At 71.8% G+C, this 18,322-nt stretch carries 15 protein-coding genes; 9 read left to right on the top strand and 6 right to left on the bottom strand.

What is annotated here, in order from left to right; all coding sequences use genetic code 11:
• Positions 1 to 900 precede the first annotated feature (900 nt).
• From ACTOQ2_RS26830 to pcp, 7 genes are all read left to right on the top strand, one after another.
• Positions 901 to 2,349, top strand: coding sequence for an arabinofuranosidase catalytic domain-containing protein (locus ACTOQ2_RS26830; protein WP_440103151.1), 1,449 nt, complete (start codon positions 901 to 903; stop codon positions 2,347 to 2,349).
• 142 nt (positions 2,350 to 2,491) lie between these two features.
• Positions 2,492 to 3,763, top strand: coding sequence for a YibE/F family protein (locus tag ACTOQ2_RS26835; RefSeq protein WP_440103152.1), 1,272 nt, complete (start codon positions 2,492 to 2,494; stop codon positions 3,761 to 3,763).
• Between the two features lie 138 nt (positions 3,764 to 3,901).
• Entirely contained in the window at positions 3,902 to 4,822 is a 921-nt protein-coding gene (locus ACTOQ2_RS26840; protein ID WP_440103153.1) for a hypothetical protein, read from the top strand.
• Between the two features lie 31 nt (positions 4,823 to 4,853).
• Positions 4,854 to 5,948: a hypothetical protein gene (locus ACTOQ2_RS26845; protein ID WP_440103155.1), complete on the top strand. Its 1,095-nt coding sequence runs from the start codon at positions 4,854 to 4,856 to the stop codon at positions 5,946 to 5,948.
• Between the two features lie 106 nt (positions 5,949 to 6,054).
• Positions 6,055 to 7,908, top strand: a complete 1,854-nt coding sequence (locus tag ACTOQ2_RS26850; RefSeq protein ID WP_440103157.1) for an endonuclease/exonuclease/phosphatase family protein — start codon at positions 6,055 to 6,057, stop codon at positions 7,906 to 7,908.
• Between the two features lie 28 nt (positions 7,909 to 7,936).
• Positions 7,937 to 8,374: a thiol-disulfide oxidoreductase DCC family protein gene (locus ACTOQ2_RS26855; protein ID WP_440103158.1), complete on the top strand. Its 438-nt coding sequence runs from the start codon at positions 7,937 to 7,939 to the stop codon at positions 8,372 to 8,374.
• Positions 8,371 to 8,997, top strand: coding sequence for a pyroglutamyl-peptidase I (gene pcp, locus ACTOQ2_RS26860; protein ID WP_440103159.1), 627 nt, complete (start codon positions 8,371 to 8,373; stop codon positions 8,995 to 8,997). The genes ACTOQ2_RS26855 and pcp overlap by 4 nt, the downstream gene beginning before the upstream one ends.
• A gap of 151 nt (positions 8,998 to 9,148) precedes the next feature.
• Here pcp and ACTOQ2_RS26865 read toward each other — a convergent pair whose 3' ends face one another.
• Positions 9,149 to 10,195 carry a hypothetical protein gene (locus ACTOQ2_RS26865; RefSeq protein WP_440103160.1) on the bottom strand — a complete coding sequence of 349 codons (1,047 nt, stop codon included), beginning with the start codon at positions 10,193 to 10,195 and terminating at the stop codon, positions 9,149 to 9,151.
• Positions 10,196 to 10,284: 89 nt separating this feature from the next.
• Positions 10,285 to 11,718, bottom strand: coding sequence for a glutamate--cysteine ligase (locus tag ACTOQ2_RS26870; protein WP_440063546.1), 1,434 nt, complete (start codon positions 11,716 to 11,718; stop codon positions 10,285 to 10,287).
• Between the two features lie 228 nt (positions 11,719 to 11,946).
• Between ACTOQ2_RS26870 and ACTOQ2_RS26875 the strand changes: the two genes are divergently transcribed.
• Positions 11,947 to 12,984: an alcohol dehydrogenase catalytic domain-containing protein gene (locus tag ACTOQ2_RS26875; RefSeq protein WP_440103162.1), complete on the top strand. Its 1,038-nt coding sequence runs from the start codon at positions 11,947 to 11,949 to the stop codon at positions 12,982 to 12,984.
• A 32-nt stretch (positions 12,985 to 13,016) separates the two neighbouring features.
• Here ACTOQ2_RS26875 and ACTOQ2_RS26880 read toward each other — a convergent pair whose 3' ends face one another.
• Positions 13,017 to 14,090, bottom strand: a complete 1,074-nt coding sequence (locus tag ACTOQ2_RS26880) for a class I SAM-dependent methyltransferase (protein ID WP_440103163.1) — start codon at positions 14,088 to 14,090, stop codon at positions 13,017 to 13,019.
• Between the two features lie 239 nt (positions 14,091 to 14,329).
• On the opposite strand from ACTOQ2_RS26880, the gene ACTOQ2_RS26885 reads away from it, so the two are divergent.
• A complete protein-coding gene (locus tag ACTOQ2_RS26885) occupies positions 14,330 to 16,261 on the top strand; it encodes a S9 family peptidase (RefSeq protein ID WP_440103164.1) in 1,932 nt (643 codons plus the stop codon).
• Positions 16,262 to 16,341: 80 nt separating this feature from the next.
• Here ACTOQ2_RS26885 and ACTOQ2_RS26890 read toward each other — a convergent pair whose 3' ends face one another.
• The 3 genes from ACTOQ2_RS26890 to ACTOQ2_RS26900 all read right to left on the bottom strand — a co-directional run bounded on the left by ACTOQ2_RS26890 (position 16,342) and on the right by ACTOQ2_RS26900 (position 18,197).
• Complete coding sequence (locus tag ACTOQ2_RS26890; protein ID WP_440103166.1) at positions 16,342 to 17,280, bottom strand: MBL fold metallo-hydrolase; 939 nt, start codon at positions 17,278 to 17,280, stop codon at positions 16,342 to 16,344.
• Between the two features lie 111 nt (positions 17,281 to 17,391).
• Positions 17,392 to 17,838, bottom strand: a complete 447-nt coding sequence (locus ACTOQ2_RS26895) for a MerR family transcriptional regulator (RefSeq protein WP_440103168.1) — start codon at positions 17,836 to 17,838, stop codon at positions 17,392 to 17,394.
• Entirely contained in the window at positions 17,835 to 18,197 is a 363-nt protein-coding gene (locus tag ACTOQ2_RS26900; RefSeq protein WP_440103169.1) for a hypothetical protein, read from the bottom strand. Before ACTOQ2_RS26900 ends, ACTOQ2_RS26895 begins: the two co-directional genes overlap by 4 nt.
• Between the last annotated feature and the right edge of the window lie 125 nt (positions 18,198 to 18,322).

The following is an 18,322-nucleotide window of genomic DNA, read 5'->3' on the forward strand; positions in this document are numbered from 1 at the left end:
TCAGGCCACGCCCTCCTCAGGTGGGTGCCGCCCTCCCGAGGTGGAGACCGTCGTCGAACGGGGAGATGCACGACGGCGGCCGGCTGCGCGGATCCGGCCACGAACGCGAAGCGCCTCCACATCCCGCTCATGTGATCCAGCCGCGGAGGCACCGGAAGGAGCACTCCCGGGACCTCGCTACCAAATTACGTTCTGGCCGCTCGTGCTCGTCAAGGCCTTAAGCCTGCTTATTTCACAACGAGCACATCGAGATTCCGGCCGCGGTGAGCCGCCCTTCGCTTTCACCTGCGATGATGTCCGCCAGCTGCCGTCCGCGCCGAAACCTCCCGAATGAAACGTTCATATGTGTCGTACTGATCGGGCATCGCCCGATCCGCCGTGAAGGCGACCTCGACGACCACCGCGGCGAGATCCGGCAGCGCCTCCCCTCCTGCCCCCGGCCGGTCATCGGCCGCAACAGAATCCGAACCGGTTCGCTCCCAAGGCGTTCGGACGGGTTGTGAGCAGGCGAGCGAGACGGACGAACGTTTCTTCCGGGCCCGGCTCCCGGCGAAAACGCGAGCATCGCCGACGAGAGCCCCGGAAGGGAATCCGGCAGGCAGCCGGGCAGAACTGAGTCTTGACAAGCGGTCCGACCGTCGTATGTGCTTCGCTGTGCACCACTGCCTCCTCCTCCCCCGGTGGATTCAGAACCCTATCGAATCGATTCGTATTCGTAGTGGCGACCGACTTCCCGACGAGCCCCGTGGTCTTCCGAGCGCGTCTGTCTCCGCCAGGCCCTACTGCCAGGCCCTACTCCCAAGGAGCACGACAATGCAGGTTTCCCCCATTCCCTTACCGGGCCGCATGACGCGTGGACGGCACTCTCGAACGGCCGTCATCGCCTCTGTCGTAGCGGTGGTGACGGCCCTCCTGGCCACCGGCCTGACCTGGTGGGCGCCGGCCTCGGCGGCGACCACGCCGCTGATAGGCACGGCGTCGGGCCGGTGCCTGGACGTCAACGGCGCCTCGCAGGCCAACGGCGCCGCGGTGAACATCTGGGACTGCAACGGGCAGCCCAACCAGCAGTGGACCACGACCGACGCCGGTGAGCTGCGGGTGTACGGCGGCAAGTGCCTCGACGTCTACGGCGCGGGCACCGCCGACGGCACCGCGGTGATCATCTGGGACTGCAACGGGCAGAACAACCAGAAGTGGCGCCTGAACGCCGACAACAGCATCACCGCGATCGGCAGCGGCAAGTGCCTGGACGTGTCCGGCTACGGCACCGCCAACGGCACCAAGGTGCACATCTGGAGCTGCCATGGCGGCACCAACCAGAAATGGAGCACCGGGACCCAGCCCAGCCCGACGCCGACCGTGACCCCGACGCCGCCCCCGCCCGGCGCGCGCCCGTGTGACATCTACGCCTCGGGCGGCACGCCGTGCGTGGCCGCGCACAGCACGACACGGGCGCTCTACGGCGCCTACGCCGGCAACCTTTACCAGGTCAGGCGCTCCTCCGACAGCACGACCCGGAACATCGGCGTCCTGACCGCGGGCGGCGTCGCCAACGCTGCGGCGCAGGACTCGTTCTGCACCGGCACCACATGCGTCATCACGGTCCTGTACGACCAGTCCGGGCGGGGCAACGACCTGTGGTACCAGGGATCCACCGTGGTCCCCGGCTCCCCTCAGAGCAGGCCCGCGATCGCGACCACCGAGTCGCTCACCGTCGGCGGCAACAAGGCCTACTCCCTCTACATCAACCCCGGCAACAGCTACTGGCGGGACGGCCACCTGACCGGCGTCCCCACGGGCAGCGCGCCCGAGGGCATGTACATGGTGACCAGCGGCACCCACGTCAACAACGGCTGCTGCTTCGACTACGGCAACAGCGAGACCACCAGGAAGGCCGACGCCGCCGGCGCCATGGACGCCATCAACTTCAGCACCCAGTGCTGGTTCGGCGGCTGCTCGGGGACCGGCCCCTGGGTCCAGGCCGACCTGGAATGGGGTCTGTTCCCCGGCGGCAGCCAGGCGTGGAACCCCAACCAGCGGGCCTTCCCCCACAAGTTCGTCACCGCCACGCTGAAGAACAACGGCACGACCCGGTTCGCGATCAAGGGCAGCAACGCCCAGTCCGGAAGCCTGTACACCCTGTACGACGGCCAGCTCCCCAACGGCTACAGCCCGATGAAGAAGCAGGGGGCGATCATCTTGGGCAGCGGCGGCGACTGCTGCAAGCCCGACGGTGGCGCCAACCTCAGCGCGGGCACCTTCTACGAAGGAGCCATGGTCGCCGGCTACCCCACCGACGCCACCGAGAACGCCGTCCAGGCCAACGTGATCACCGCCGGCTACCGCTGACCCGTCCCTGGAAAAGACCCTCACCCGGCCCGCACGCCGGCCCCCCTCCCCAGCGGTGGCGGGGTGGCCGGCGTACGGCCACACGATCACCTTCGCGGTGCGGTACTTTCTCCTTTCCCGTCCAAGGAGAGCTCTTTCGACCATGGGTGCCAACCACTCACACGGCCCGGCCGCCCCCAGTTCCCGTGGCACGGTGTGGGCGACACTGGCCGTCATCGTTCCCCTGGCGCTGGCCACGCTGACCGCCCTGATCTGGTTGTGGCCCCCTGAGCTCACCTCCACCGGCCAGCCGCCGGCCGGCCTGCAGCGGGTGACCGGGACGATCACCGCCGTCACCCTCACCCCGTGCCCGCAGGAGCCGCCCGCGGACGGGCAACCCCCCGGCCGGCAGCCGCCGGCCGACCCCGCCACCTGTGGCGACGCCAAGGTCGAGCTGACCAGCGGGCCACGGACCGGCCATTTCATCACCAGTGGCCTGCCCAGCGGGCCCGGCTCGCAGAAGTTCGCCGCGGGCGACGACGTGATCCTGATCCACACCCCCGGCGGTGAGCTGGAGGTGTCGCCGTACCAGATCTCCGACCACGACCGGTCCTCCCCGCTGTGGCTGGCCGGTGTCGCGTTCGCGGCGGCGGTGATCGCCTTCGGCCGCTGGCGCGGGGTGATGGCGCTGGTCGGGCTGGCCATCACGTTCGTGCTGCTTCTCCTGTTCGTCATCCCGGCGATCCTGACCGGACAGCAGCCGCTGCTGGTCGCCATCGTCGGCGCCGCGGCGATCATGCTCGCGGTGCTCTACCTCACCCACGGCTTCACCATCCCCACCTCGATGGCCGTGGTCGGCACCCTGATCAGCCTCAGCCTGACCGGTGTGCTCTCGTACGCGGCCATCGGCATCGCCCAGCTCAACGGGATCACCGACGAGAGCTCGTTCTACCTGGACGTCAGCTACCGGATCAACACCGAGGGTCTGCTGCTGGCCAGCATCATCATCGGCTCGCTCGGCGTGCTGGACGACGTCACCGTCACCCAGGCCGCCACCGTCACCGAACTCGCGCACGCCAATCCCGGCTACACCTTCGCCCAGCTGTACCGGGCCGCCGCCCGGGTCGGCCGTGCCCACATCGCCTCGGTGATCAACACGATCATCCTCGCCTACGCGGGCGCGTCCCTGCCGCTGCTCCTGCTGGTCAGCGTCGGCGACCAGCCCATCGGCGAGGTGGTGACCAATCCGGTCATCGCCACCGAGATCGTCCGCAGCGTCGTGGGCACGCTGGGGCTCATCGCGGCCGTCCCGATCACCACCGCCCTGGCCGCGCTGGCCAGCGCCCGGCGGGCCACCCCCGACCACCAGTCACTCGCCACGGCGCGCCACCGGCGGCGGACGGACCCCCTGACCGACTCCGTCACCCGTTCCTAGCGGCCGGCCTCCGGAGCCCGCCCCCTCCCACCTGGGACGATCTCCGGGCAATCATCAGGATCATCTTTTGGGCACGCGATACTCGATGATGGAGAGGCACCATGTAAGGACGCATGACCTGAAACATGGTTAATCGCTATGCTCGTGAAACACGGCAAAGGGGGCGAGCCTGTGCAGCGCGTGGTGGTCGATCCTGAGGTGCCCAGGGATGTCGCCGAGCTCTTCCGCCGGAACGGTCCGCTGCTCTACCGCCTCCGCACCGCTCGCCCGCCCAGGGGCCAGGACGACCCCAGGATCCCCGGAGTGCTCATAGGGATATTCGGCGGGACGGTGGCTCTCGCGGCGGGCGGCCTCTTCGCCCTCGGCGCTCCGCTCTCGGCGGCCGTCCTGCTGCTCACCCCGCTGATCGGCCTGTACCTCTTCATCCTCGGGGTGGTCTACCTCGTGAGGAAGCCCTCGCCCGCCGACTCCGTCGAACGGATCCTGTACGCGCACGCGCGGCACTGGCAGGGGCGCTTCCTGATCCTGGAGGACTTCGACCACAACGCCAGGCACCTGCTCGGCCGGGTCCAGCGGGCGATCGACTTCGTCGTGCACTCGCGGGTCAACGCGATGGGCATGCTCGACAGCGTGCGCAACTCGGTGATGCTTCCCGCCGAGGAGTGGGAGATCGCCCGGCTGCTGACCAAGCTCTCCGTGCTGCGGGCCAAGCACCACAACCTCGCCAGGGGAGGCAGGAGCCCCGAGGTGGTCGCGGCCATGGCACCGCTGGAGCGCGCGCTGGCCGCCAGCGAGGCCGCCGTCCTCGCCCGGGTGGAGGCCCTGGAACGCTACGCGGGCCACGTGGCCGACGCCGAGCGGGCACTGCGCGCCCAGGGACAGATCGAGGTCCTGCGAGCGCACCTGCCCGAGTACGAGCAGCTCGTCGCCGAGACGGGCGCGGCCAGATTCTCCGGACCGGAGATCGGGCATCTCAGCGACGACGCCGACATGCTTCGGCGAGCGCTCCGCGAGAGCGTACGCTCGGCGCACGAGGCGTTCCGCCATCTCGACGGCTGACGTGAATGTGATCGAACGGAGGGCCGAGCCTGTGCGGCGAGTGGTGGTCGATCCTGAAGTCCCTCCCAAGACCGCCGACCTGTTCCGCCGGCACGCGTCGATGCTGTCGCGCATCCGCGCCGGTTGGAGCCCCGAGCCTCCGCCGCCCAACTCGCGCCTGCCCGGACGGTTCCTGAACGTCGGCGGAGGGGTGGCCGCGCTCTTCCTGGTGTGCCTGATGTTCCTCGCCGATGTCGGGCAGCTGCTGTTCTTCATGCTCGCGCTGCTCGTCTTCGTGGTCTTCGTCGGCCTGCTGGCCGCCCGCGAGCCGGCGGAGCCGGAGACGATCGAGCACGAGCTCTACCGCGAGGCCCGCTGGTACGAGGGCCGCTACCTGCTGCCCGCCGAGGACTTCGACCACAACGCCGGGCAGCTGCTCGACCGGACCCAGCAGGCGATCGACTACATCCTGCGCTCGCGGGTCAACGCGATGGGCATGCTCGACAGCGTGCGCAACTCGGTGATGCTTCCCGCCCAGGAGTGGGAGATCGCCCGGCTGCTGACCAAGCTCTCCGCACTGCGCAACGAGCACCACGAGTTCGTGTACGGCGGCAGCACGCCCGAGGTGGCCGCGGCCATGGCGCCGCTGGAGCGGGCGCTGGCCGCCAGCGAGGCCGCCGTCCTCGCCCGGGTGGAGGCCCTGGAACGCTACGCGGGCCACGTGGCCGACGCCGAGCGGGCACTGCGCGCCCACGAGCAGATCGAGGCGCTTCGCGCGCGGCTTCCCCGCTACGAGGAACTGCTGGCGGAGTCCGGGGCGGACGCCTTCGCCGTACCGGAGATAGGGAGGCTGGCCGAGGACGCCGGTCATCTCGAGCAGGCGCTTCGCGACAGCGTCAGCTCGGCGCACGAGGCGTTCCGCCACCTCGACGGCCATCCCGCCACTCCCCCCGGCGGTCCCGCGCCCTTCGCGAGCGGGTTCCCCACCCCTTCCGACCGGTCTCAGGGCCGGGGGGACGGATCTCCCGCCCCCTTCCCCCGCGAGCCCGCCGATCCTTCCGGCGAGCCTCCGCCCCCCGGAGACGCGCCTTCTCCTGGAAATGCGCCTTCTCCCGGAGACGCGGCGGAGGAACCCCCGGGCCGCTGAGACACCGCGGTGGGGCCTTTCCTGGCCCGGTGCCGGTCCGGGCGGGTCTCACCCTTGTCATGGATCGCGAAGAAGGCGAGGATAGCTCGCGTTCTTTGGAGGTAGCATGCGGATCCGCCTGGATGTGACCCTCGGCGTGGTCGTGCTCGTCGACGTGCTCCGGGTCTTCCTGCCGTCGCTGATCACACTCTTCGGCCGGGCGGGAAGCACCCCCGCGGAGATGATGGGCCTGTACGCCGTCTCCTGGTTCGTGCTGGCCTTCCTCGCCGTCCCGCTGGCCAGGTCCGTCCGGCCGCCGCTGATGGCCCTCGGCGCCGCGGGCCTGCTGCTCCTGTTCAGGCTCGCGCTCCAGCTGACCGGCGGCGGGGACGTTCAGCTGTACGTGGCAAGCCTGGGCCTGCTGGCCGGGCTGGTCTGGCTGGTGGCGATCGCGATGAGCGGCATCGACGCCCGGCCCGTGATGGGCGGGTTGATCGTCGGCCTGGCCGCCTCCACGGTGATCCACGCGGCGCTGGACGGCATCGACCTGATGTGGCGGCCTGGAGCGGTCCCGTGGATGCTGCTGCTGGTGGAGCTCCTGCTCTTCTGCGCGTTCACGGTCCGGGCCGAACCTCCCGACGAGGAGTACTCCGGGGCTCCCCGCGCCTGGCTGGCGGTCGGCCCCGCCCTGCTGCTCTGGGGTCTCTACACCGGCAACACCGCGCACGCCCAGGCGGCGACCGACTCCGCCCAGCAGGCCGCCGCTGTGATCGTGGCGGCGTTCGCGGTGGTGTCGGCGGCGCCCGCCGCGCTGCCGGTACTGCGCCGCCCGCTCCTGCCCGCGGTCGCCCTGGTGGCCTCGGCGGTGGCGTTCACGCTGGGCAGGGCCACCGTGGACGGCGTCCACGGCGTGGCGCCCGGCTGGACGATCGTCGCGCAGATCGTCGGCCAGGTCGCGCTGGGAGCCTGCCTGGCGCACGCCGCGGCGACCTTCGGCCGGGACCGGCCGGCCCGGCGGGGGCTGGCTGCGGCCGGGGGGATGCTGCTGTTCGTCGTGTTCGTCTTCGGCTACTACGCCGCCTACGACCTCTACCTGCCCAACGGGTGGGTGCCGGTCTGCGCGGCGCTCGTCGTCGCGCTCCTGGGCGTGGCGGGCAGCGCGGGCCTGCCGCGCCGTTCCTACGACCGGCGGTTCGCGGCGGTCGCCGTGGCCGCGGTCGCGCTGGTTGCGGCCGTTCCCCTGTGGCAGGGCACCCCGCCCCGCTGGGAGGCGCCGGGCGACGGGCTGCGGATCGCGGCGTACAACATCAGGATGGGCTACGGCGAGTCCGGCAGGCTCTCCCTGGAGCGGCAGGCCGACGCGATCAGGGAGCTGCGGCCGCACGTGGTGGTGCTGAGCGAGGCCGACAGGGGCTGGCTGCTCAACGGCGGCCACGACGGGGTACGGCTGATCGCCGAGCGGCTGGACATGCACTACATCTGGGCCCCGGCGACCGACGAGGTCTGGGGCGACGCCCTGCTCACCACGCTGCCGATCACCACGGTGAGAAACCACGTGCTGGTCCAGGGCGGCCCGACCGGCGCCCAGGCGCTGGAGGTCGGGTTGCGGTGGCAGGGCCGGGACATCACCGTGATCGGCACCCACCTGCAGCCTCCGCCGGGCCGGCGCGAGCTCGACCAGGTCGAGCAGCTCGGGGGGATCGTCAGGAACGCCGCGAAAGGCGGCACCCCGGTGGTCGTGGCCGGTGACCTCAACCTCCAGCCTGGTGACCCCGCCTGGCGGGCGCTGACCGGCGCGGGCCTGACCGACCCCTTCGCCCCGGTGAGGCCGTTCAACACCATCCCGTCCCTGAGCGGCCCGGCCGAGCAGATCGACCACGTACTCGTCACCCCGGGTTTCACCGGAAAGGACCAGGCCAACCCGGATGTCCCGTACTCCGACCACCGCCCGGTCGCGGTCACCCTGGTCGCCGGGCCTTGATCGAGTTCCGCTGGGTAATGTCAGTCGCATGACGGGACAACCTGTACTGGTCTTCGACGGCGACTGCGGTTTCTGCACGACGAGCGTCCGGTTCGCCGAGCGCCGCGTCGGGGTGCGCGCCCGGGTCGTCCCCTGGCAGCTCGCGGACCTCCGGGCGCTGGGCGTGACCCGCGAGCGGGCCGAGCGCGAGGTGCTCTGGGTCGAGAACGGCCGGGTGTACGGCGGCGCGCAGGCGGTGGCCAGGCTGCTGATCTCCGCGGGTCTCCCGTGGAGCCCTCTGGGGCACGTACTGCGGATCCCGCCGTTCCGGTGGGTGGCCCGGGGGATCTACCGGCTCGTCGCCGCCAACCGTCACCGCCTGCCGGGCGGCACCCCCGCCTGCGCCCTGTCCTCGAAGCCCCCGAAGCCCCCGAACTCCCCGGACTCCCCGGTGGTCTCCGGCCCCGCGACCTCGGAGCGCCGGTGAAGGGCGTCCTGCTCACCGGGTTCGAGCCGCTCGACGGCGTCGGCAACCCGTCGTGGGAGGCGATCAGGCTCGTGCCCGGGGTGCGTACCGCGCTGCTTCCCTGCGCGTTCGGCGGGGCGCTGGAACACCTGCGCGCGGCGGTGGCGGAGCACGATCCGGCGGTGGTCGTGTGCGTCGGGCAGGCCGGAGGGCGGCCGGACGTGACGGTGGAACGGGTGGCCGTCAACCTCGACGACGCCCGCATCCCCGACTGCACGGGACACCGGCCGATCGACGAACCGGTGGTGCGCGGCGGCCCCGCCGCCTACTTCTCCACCCTGCCGGTGAAGGCGTGCGTGGCGGCCGCGCGGGCCGTCGGGGTCCCGGCGAGCGTCTCGCAGAGCGCCGGGACGTTCCTGTGCAACCACCTCTTCTACGGCCTCATGCACATGATCGCCACCGAGAGGCCGGCGATCCGCGGGGGGTTCGTGCACGTGCCGTTCAGCCCCGAACAGGTCCTGGACGACGCCAGGCCCTCCATGCCCGTCACGGTGGTCGCCCAGGCGCTCACCGCGATCGTGACCACCGCCGTCTCGGTCTCCCTGGGCGGCGACCTCCGCCTGGTCGGCGGCTCCCTGCACTGAAGGCCCGTCGTGGTGGCCGGCCCCGGGGTCCGCGCCGAGGGCGGCCTCCGCCCGATCGCCGGCGCCCTCCGCCGGGAGTCGCCGACGGGGTGCCCGGTACCGGCTTTACGGCTCGGTTCGGTCGCACGGCCCGGTCCGGTCACACGACCCCTCAGAGCGGCACGCCGTACACCGTACGACGGCCCGCGAACTCGCTCACGCTCCACAGCGTCCTCCTGTCGCGAACGCAGGTCAGGTCCTCCGGGCCCACCGGGTAGGGCCGCCTGCGCACCGTGTCGCCGACCACGATCAGGGTGCCGTTCCCGGTGGAGCCCACGGTCTGGCTGAGATACCAGGTGCCCTCGTGGGAGAGCGCGCCCTGGATCTTGCCCCCCGGCAGCGCGTAGGCGTCCACGGCCTTCACGACGCCGCCGGCGGGGGCGTTCAGGATGCCCGCCTCGGTCAGCGGCCAGCGGGCCACCCGTCCGACCGTGCCCGCGGTGTCGACGTACTCGCCGGAGATCAGGGTGTCGGGGGCGGTGCTGCGGTCGACGGCGGCGAAGGAGAAGCGGACAGTGCCGCTGGTGGTGGTCCAGGCGTCGGTCTGCGGCATCACGTACCGGTAGCCGAACGCCTCGTACACGTCGCCCTTCCTGCCGATGGTCTCCGTGCCGTCCCCGTCGATCTCGAAGATCTGCCGGGTGTCGAAGACCCGCAGGCCCCGGGTGGTGTCGGCGACGTACAGCAGGTTGCCGTACCAGGCGACGCCGCCGGCGTGGATGTTGATCGGCGCGATGTTCCCGTCGGCGCCGGTCCGGACGAGCAGGACGTGCCGGTAGCGGAGCGTCGCGGTGTTCAGGAAGCTCAGGCGCACGCCCCGCTCGGCCCCCGACTCCGGCGTGTGGTACCAGCTCACCACGAACGCGCTCCCGCCGATCCCGGCGTCGGAGGCGCAGGTCAGGCCCTGCGGGTACCACTCCCTGGTGGCGTTGTCCCCGGCATCGAAGCTGTACCAGTCGACCGGTTTCGGCCTCATCGTGGCGAACGCCCCGGCGCCGGCCGACCCCTTCCTGACCATGACACGGTTGGCCTTGGCCAGGACGGTGTCGAGGGATACCCGCTTGAGCTCCTTCTCCAGGATCTTGATCCCGGCCGCGAGGCCGCCACCGTCCCGTTTCAGCCCGAACGGCTCCGCCGATACGGCCTTCATCTGACTCATGAGGGGTCTCTCCCTGTCCGGTTCCGCCAGGATCGGCGGATCAAGATACGGAGTTCATGAGTATGCCGGTACTCAAATCCCTTTTGTAGTTAGAAAGGCCAGGTGTGGACGGGCTCCCCGGCCAGCGACAGCTCCCGGTACCGGCTCACCATGCGCGCCGCCGCGGCCTGGTCGCCGCCCTCGCGGGCCAGCGCCTCCCGCTGCCAGATCGCGCCGGTACGGCGGCGGGAGACGCGTTCGCGCACGATGTCCAGCGCCCACCGGGTCTCGTCCGGGTCCACGCCCATCCTGTCGAGCCCGGCCTCGGCGACCGGGAGCAGGTCCAGGGCGAGCCGCTCGGCCGGTATCTCCTCGCTGCGGCCCGGCCAGCTCATCGGCGCGTCCAGGCCGTGGATCGCGGCGCGGTAGAAGTTGCGGTAGGCCCCGGCGAAAGGGAACTCCTCCACCGGCCGGACGGCCAGGGCGGCGGTCAGCCCGAGCAGGAACGCGCTGTTGGCCGCCATGTCCGGCGCGCTCGGCCCCGCGGGCAGGGCGCGCATCTCCACCCGCAGGTGGCCTCCGTCTCCGGGGTCGTAGACCGGCCGGTTCCACTGCCACACGGTGCCCTGGTGCAGCCGCAGCTCGGCCAGCGCGGGGACGCCGCCCGGCGCCTCCTGCACCGCCGAGGTCATCGGCAGCACCGGCTCGTAGTCGCGGACGCACGTCTCGAACATCTCCTCGATGCTCCGCACCCAGCCGGAACCGAACCCCACCCGGCGATCCCTGCGGTCGAGCCGCTCCACGTCCCGGTCGTCGGCGGCCTCCTCGAACAGCGCGATCCTCGTCTCCTCCCACAGCCGCCTGCCCAGGAAGCCGGGAGAGTTCCCGCTGACCGCGAGGACCGGGCCGATGGCCAGCTGGGCGGCGTTGTAGACGCGGGCGAAGTCGGCGGGGGTGGTGCGGAGATGGACCTGCCAGGAGGTGTTGGCGCTCTCCAGGATCACCCCCTCGACCTCCAGCTCCAGCAGCTCGACGCCCTCGACGCGCACCCGGAACGGCTCCGTGCGCAGCCGCCGCATGCCCCTGGCCAGCGCCCGGTAGCGGTCTTCACCGCTCAGCGCCTCGTGGGTGAAGTCGAACTCGCTCAGCGACGGCAGGATCCCGATCGCCACGGCCTGCCCGCCCTGCGTGGCGGCCGCCGCGTCCACCACGGCCATGATCTCCCGCATCTCGCGCACCAGGGCGCTGAACGGCCGCCCGGCAATCGGCAGCGGGGTCAGGTTGGCCTCCAGGTTGAACCTGCCCAGCTCCAGCGTGAGCCGGTCGTCGGCCGCGGCGGCCTGCACCTCGTGGTTACGGAGAAGCGGCCGCCCGTCGGGGGTTATGAGGAACATCTCAAGCTCGGCTCCGATGGTCGCGGGACCGGCGCCGAAGCCCGGCCTCGCGAGCACCTCGCGGAGGGTGTCGAGCTGCTCCGCCAGTTTCGCCCTGAAACGGAGGAACTCCGCCTCGGAGTAGCGGTCCTTGTCGACTTTCTGCCCCATCACACCGTCCGATCCGTTGACCCTTGTGCCCTCCCTCTCTCCCAGAGTGCCCGTTCTAATCAGAACGCACCGCCACCGGCGGCGCGCACGGGGGTGCCGGAGGTCGTACGGCCTCCGAGGCGGCCCGGGGCCGCCCGCCCGGACCGGCGCGTCGGCACAATAGGCTCACCGGCCAGACGGGCCTGCCGGCGGAAGGGGCCGGGGGCCGGAGCGAGGGAGTGTGCGCGGATGCGAGCGGTGGTCTTCGACGCCTTCGGGGCCGAGCCGGAGGTCCGGGAGGTGCCCGCCCCCGAGCCTCCGCCCGGCGGAGCGGTGATCCGCGTGGAGGCCACCGGGTTGTGCCGGAGCGACTGGCACGGCTGGCAGGGCCACGACGCCGACATCCGGGTCCTCCCCCACGTGCCGGGGCACGAGTTCGCCGGGGTCGTCGAGGCGGTGGGCTCCGGCGTCGCCTCGTGGCGGCCCGGCGACCGCGTGACCGTCCCGTTCGTCTGCGCCTGCGGGTCCTGCGCGGCCTGCCTGTCCGGCGACCAGCAGGTCTGCGAGCGCCAGACCCAGCCGGGGTTCACCCACTGGGGTTCCTTCGCCGAGTACGTGGCCGTCCACCACGCGGACGTGAACCTGGTGCGCCTCCCCGAGGAGATGGCCTTCACCACCGCCGCAGGCCTGGGCTGCCGCTTCGCCACCTCGTACCGCGCCGTGACCGCCGTGGGCCGGGTGCGGCCGGACGAGTGGGTGGCCGTGCACGGCTGCGGCGGCGTGGGACTGTCCGCCGTCATGATCGCCGCCGCGGCCGGGGCCCGGGTGATCGCCGTGGACGTCTCGGCGGGCGCCCTGGAGCTGGCCAGGCGGTTCGGTGCCGTCGCCTGCGTCGGCGCCGAACCGCCCGGGGCCGATGTCGCCGCGCGCGTCAGGGAGCTGACCTCGGGCGGCGCCCACGTCTCGATCGACGCCCTCGGCGATCCCGGGACGTGCGTGGCGTCGATCGAGAGCCTGCGCCGCCGGGGACGCCACGTCCAGATCGGCCTGCTGCCCGGGCTCACCCCGCTCCCGATGGGCCGGGTGATCGGCTACGAGCTCGAACTCCTCGGCAGCCACGGCATGGCCGCCCACGCCTACCCGGCGATGCTGGAGGCCGTCGCCGACGGCACCCTGAGCCCGGACGCCCTGGTCACCCGCTCCATCGGCCTGGACGAGGCGGGAGCCGCGCTCGCCTCGATCGGCTCCGTCCCCGGGGTCACGATGATCCTGCCGTCCCGGCGCTGACGGGTCCACCGGGTCCCCGGTTCTCCGGAGGATCAGGTCAGGCGGCGGACCCGGAGGCCGGCGCCCCACCTGCCGACGGCCTCGTCGTCGGCGAAGGCCAGGGCCCTGAGCATGTTCCCCCCGTCGCTGATCTCGACGTTGCGGCGCAGGCGCCGGCTCAGCGGCTCCGGCAGCCTGGTGGTGCTCGCCTCGATGGTGTCGCCGTAGAACGGGGCGAAGGTCACCCCGGCGAATCCGGTGCGGCGCAGCAGGGCCGGTACGGTCTCGGCCGAGTAGAACATCAGGTGGTTCTTCGTGAAGCCGTTCCAGCCGCTGCCGTACGCCTTGAGCTGCAGGGAGGCGGCGTTCACGGTGAGGACGAGCAGCACCCCGCCGGGGGCGAGCAGGGCGCGGAAGCGCCTGAAGTCGTCGAGCGGGCGGGGCAGGTGGGCCAGGACCGACCAGAGGGTGATGACGTCGAAGCCCCCCGCGGCGACCTCCGGGACGTCCTCGGGCGCCCCGAGGTGGGCTCTCGCGCCGGTGAGGCGCTCGTTGGCGGCGGCCACGGAGTCGGGTGAGAGGTCGATCCCGACCGCGTCGAAGCCGCGCTGCTCGGCGAGCTGCAGGAAGAGGCCGGTGCCGCAGCCGAAGTCGAGCAGCCTGCGCCCCTGCCCCGAGGAGAAGACGGGGCCGAAGGCGTCCATGGTCAGCCGGTAGCGCCGCTGCCGGTTGGCCGCGTACTTCCCGGTCAGGAAGCCGCTGTAGCCGGTGGCGTACAGGTCGCCCAGCCGGTCGGGCCGGATGTTGGGGTTGCGGTAGAGGAAGCCGCACGCCGGGCAGCGCACCACCCGGTAACTCCACCCCCGCCTGTCGCCGACCGGCTGGAACATCGGCTGCTGGCGTGTCTCCCCGCACAGGTGGCAGGCGACGAATTCCTCGATCTCCCCCAGGAGTGTCCGTTCCCGGTAGTCCTGGAACTTCATGACGGGGGCCCGGCGAATTCTCAGGCGCCACTGGATCTCGCGGGCGAGCCTTTCCCCGGGGCGGACATAAACCCGCTGCCCCCAGGGGACCTGGTCGTAGCGGGAGCCGTACACGACCCGCGAGAGCGTTCGTTTGACGGACACCACAGCCATCCCTTCACCAGGACCTTCCCAAAAGGAGGGTTCTTATCAAAAGTGACACGCCCCCATCAATGACTCAACCGTTGTTTCGTATCGGCGCCTTCAGATATTCGAATAGGCCGGACAGCGATTCCCCTTCCCGAAAAGGATATAAAGCAACACAGGCGCCATTCCCGCCAGAGCTCGATATAGCACTTTAAATGGCCTTATTAATGATTAAAGGGGTGATAGCGTGGTTGACCATGCGCCCAGAAGACCTCGCCCTGCTCAACGTCCCCGGCAGTGTCACGCTCCACGGCGACCTCCTCCTCGTCGACGTGGCCCGGCCCGACCCGGAATCCGACGCCTATCGGGAGAGCCTGTGGCGGGTGCCGCCGGACGGTCCGCCCGTCCGGTTCACCTTCGGCGAGCGCGACAGCGCGCCGCGCATCTCCCCCGACGGCGTATGGGTGGCCTTCCTGCGCGCCGACGCCGACGGCAATGGCGACGGCGCCCCGCAGCTGTACGTGATGCCCACCGGCGGCGGCGAGGCGAGGCCGGTCACCGGTCTGCCGCTGGGCGCGGGCGTCCCGGCCTGGGCGCCGGACTCGCGCCGGATCGCGTTCGTCGCCCGGGTCGCCGAGCCCGGCCGGTACGGCACCGAGGAGGGGGTGAGCGCCGCGGCCGAGGCGCCCCGCCGGATCACCGGGCTGCGTCACCGGACCGAGGGGGTCGGCTTCACCTTCGACCGGCCGCAGAGCCTGTTCGTGGTCAACGCCCTCGCCGACGTCCCGCGGCCGGTACGGCTGACCGAGGGACCCTACGACGTGGAGTCTCCCTCCTGGACGCGGGACGGCGAGCACGTGCTGGTCTCGGCCCCCCGCGACCTCGACGGCGAGAGCCTGCACACGGACGTGTACGCGGTCCCCTCCGGCGGGGGTGCCCCGATCCTCGCGGTGCGCAGCGACGGCTCCGCCGAGCATCCCGTCGCCCTGCCGGGAGGGGAGGTGCTCTACCTCGGCACGGAGTTCTCCGGCATCGACGCGGTCGCCCGCAACACGGGCCTCTACCGCGCGCCGCTGCGGATCGGCGGTTCCGGCGAGGGCGGGGAGGGCGGGGAGGCGGCGGCCGGGACCCGGCTGACCGAGGAGGAGTCGGTGGACTGCGAGCCGCTGCCCCCCGTACCCCGGGAGGACGGCGTCCTGGTCGCGGTGCGGGTGCGCGGCGCGGTCGAGCTGCGCCTGGTCCCCTCCGGTGCCGTCGGCGCGCCGCTGGAGAAGCTCGTCCTCGTCCTGGGTGAGCGGGCGTGCGTCAAGGCGTTCACCACCTGCGGAGAGCGGATCGTCGCGGTGCTGTCCACGCCCGCGAGCCCCGGCGAGGTGGTCACCCCCGACGGGGCGCTGACCGACTTCTCCGGCCCTCTCCCCGGGATCAGGCCGCTGCGCGAGATCACCGCCGTCTCCGCCGACGGCTACCCGGTCCACGGCTGGCTGGCCCTGCCCGAGGGCGACGGGCCGAACCCGGTCCTGCTGAACGTGCACGGCGGCCCGTTCCACCATCACGGGTGGGCGTTCCTGGACGAGACCCAGGTCTACGCGGGCGCCGGGTACGCGGTGGTTCTGCCCAACCCGCGCGGCTCCTGCGGGTACGGCCAGGCGCACGGCCGGTCGGTGGTCGGCGCGCTGGGCGGCGTGGACGCCGACGACGTGCTCGCCCTGCTGGACGCGGCGCTGGCCGATCCCGCGTGCGACGCCGAGCGGGTGGGCGTGATGGGCGGCTCCTACGGCGGCTTCATGACGAGCTGGCTGGCCGCCCGCCACGGGGACCGGTTCAGGGCCGCCTGGAGCGAGCGCGCGGTCAACGCCTGGGACTCCTTCACCGGCTCCTCCGACATCGGCTGGTACTTCGCCGAGGCCTACTGCGGCCCCGACCCGGAGGCCCAGCGGGCGATGAGCCCGCTCTACCAGGCCGGCCGGATCACCCTGCCGTTCGCGGTGGTCCACTCCGAGGACGACATCCGCTGCCCGGTCGAGCAGGCGCAGCGGATGTTCGTCGCGCTGCGCCGCAACGGCGTCCCCGCCGAGCTCCTGCTCTTCCCCGCCGGGGGGCACGAGCTCACGCGCGGCGGCCGCCCGAGGCACCGCCTGCAGCGCTTCGAGGCCGTCCTGGAGTGGTGGTCGCGCCACCTGTCCTGACGCCGGCGTACGAGAGCCGGCGAGCCCGGGCCGCCGGGACCCGTGGAGCCGGGTCCCGGCGCCGGCCGGGACGAACAGGGTCAGGCCAGGCAGGTGAGCGGCTTGCCCCCGTTGTAGTCGATCATCTCCAGCATCGCGGTGACCAGGTCGATCGGCGCGCCCGGGGGCAGCCCGTCCAGCTCGGCGTAGGCCCGGTGCAGGTTGCCGACGATGCGCTCGGGGTCGAGCAGTCCCGCGTACTCCCCGAGGTCGGTCTCGCGCGCGGTCTCCAGCGGGGATAGCCCGGCCTGCCTGCCGCGTTCGGCGGTGGCGAGCACGAACCGCAGATAGCCCTGCACGTGGTCGATGATCTCCGGGCCGCACACCCCGCCGTGTCCCGGGACGATCGTCTCCGCGCCCAGCGCCCGCAGCTCGTCGAGCGCCGCGATGGACCCGGTCACCGAACCCATCATCACGAACGGCGTGCCGCCGTTGAACACCAGGTCACCGGAGAACAGCAGCGACCGCTCGGGGATCCACACGATCGAGTCGTTGGTCGTGTGGGCCGGGACGCCGATGTGCCGTACCTCGCAGCGCAGCTCGTCGGAGTGGACGGTCACCCCGTCGATGTAGGTGAGGAACGGCGGACGGGCCTCCAGGTTGCCCCAGTCGACCTCGGTCCAGGCCAGCTTCAGGTAGTCGGGGATCCCCTCGGCGAGGATCATCTCCCTGGTCCGCTCGTGCCCGACGATCGTCGCCTCGGGGAAGGCGGAGTTGCCGAAGGTGTGGTCACCGTGGTGGTGGGTGTTGACCAGCGTCGTGACCGGCCGGTCGGTGACCGACCTGATGGCCTCGCGGTAGGCGAGCGTGCGGCGTTCGGTGGAGCAGGAGTCCACACTGATCACTCCGCGGCGGCCGACGAGGAAGCCCGTGTTGTTGATCCACCAGCTTCCGTCGGGCTGCAGGTAGGTGTAGATCCCGTCGGAGACCTCCTGGACGCGCGCCGGAGGCAGGGGATGGTCGTGTCGCGATGAACTCATACCTGGAATTGTCGGGCCTGCACCCACCACTAGTCATACCGAATGGGGTCTTTTGAGGCCTAAAGCCCGATTTCACAGGTAAAAATGCACGCCCGCCGCCCGCCGCCCGGCTCAGCCGGATCCGGCGTCCCCGCCCCCCGCCGCCGGGACGGAGAACGGCAGGGGGCAGCACGGGCTGGCCGCGCAGGCCACCAGGTCGTCACACCCGGCCTCCATCGCCCGGACCAGCGACTCGCGGATCGACAGGAGATCGGCGATCTTCCGCTCCACCTCGGCCAGCTTGTCCCCCGCCCGCGCCCGCAGGCCGGTGTCCGCCGCGCCGTGACGGCGCCCGGCCGCCTCGACGAGCTCCGACACCTCGTCCAGCGTGAACCCCAGGCGCTGCGCCACCTTGATCACCCGAAGCGCGGTCACCGTCTCCGGTGGATAGAGCCGGTGCCCGCCGTTGCTGCGCGGGGGCTCCTCCAGCAGCCCGCGCCGATGGTAGTAGCGCAGCGTCTGCGCGCCGACCCCCGCCGCCTCCGCCACCTCCCCGGTGCGGAGCCACCCCCCGCTCACGAGGACGCCCCCGGCGCCGCCGCGAGCGCCCGGGCCGACAGGCCCTCGAGCACCCCGCTGTGAACCGCGGGAACCTCCACGTCCAGCACCAGGTCGTCGCGATCGCGGATGAACGTGAAGGTGAAGAAGGAACAGCACGCCGTCTCCCGCGCCGCGAGGTCCCGGACGCTCTCCTCCAGCCGGTCCGCCCGGTCCGTACGGTCGTGCGCCCGGGGGTCGCCGCGCAGAGTGAGCCGCAGGCGGGTCGGGCTCACTCGCTCCAGCCCGTCCAGCGCCGAGGCGAACAACGCGTCGAACTCCGCCACCCGCAGGGGCCGCTCCCCGGTGGGAAGCACGCATTCAGCCGGTATCCACTCCATGAACCCTCCCAGGCCGAGGCGCCCGGCTCCGACGCGGGCGGCCCCACACCCCGACGGTAAGCCCGTACCGGGGTACCGGATGCAACCCTCGGATCACCGGCCCTCTCCGGGCCGGCCTTCCGGAT

The organism is Streptosporangium sp. H16 (assembly GCF_051918855.1).
GTDB lineage: Bacteria > Actinomycetota > Actinomycetes > Streptosporangiales > Streptosporangiaceae > Streptosporangium.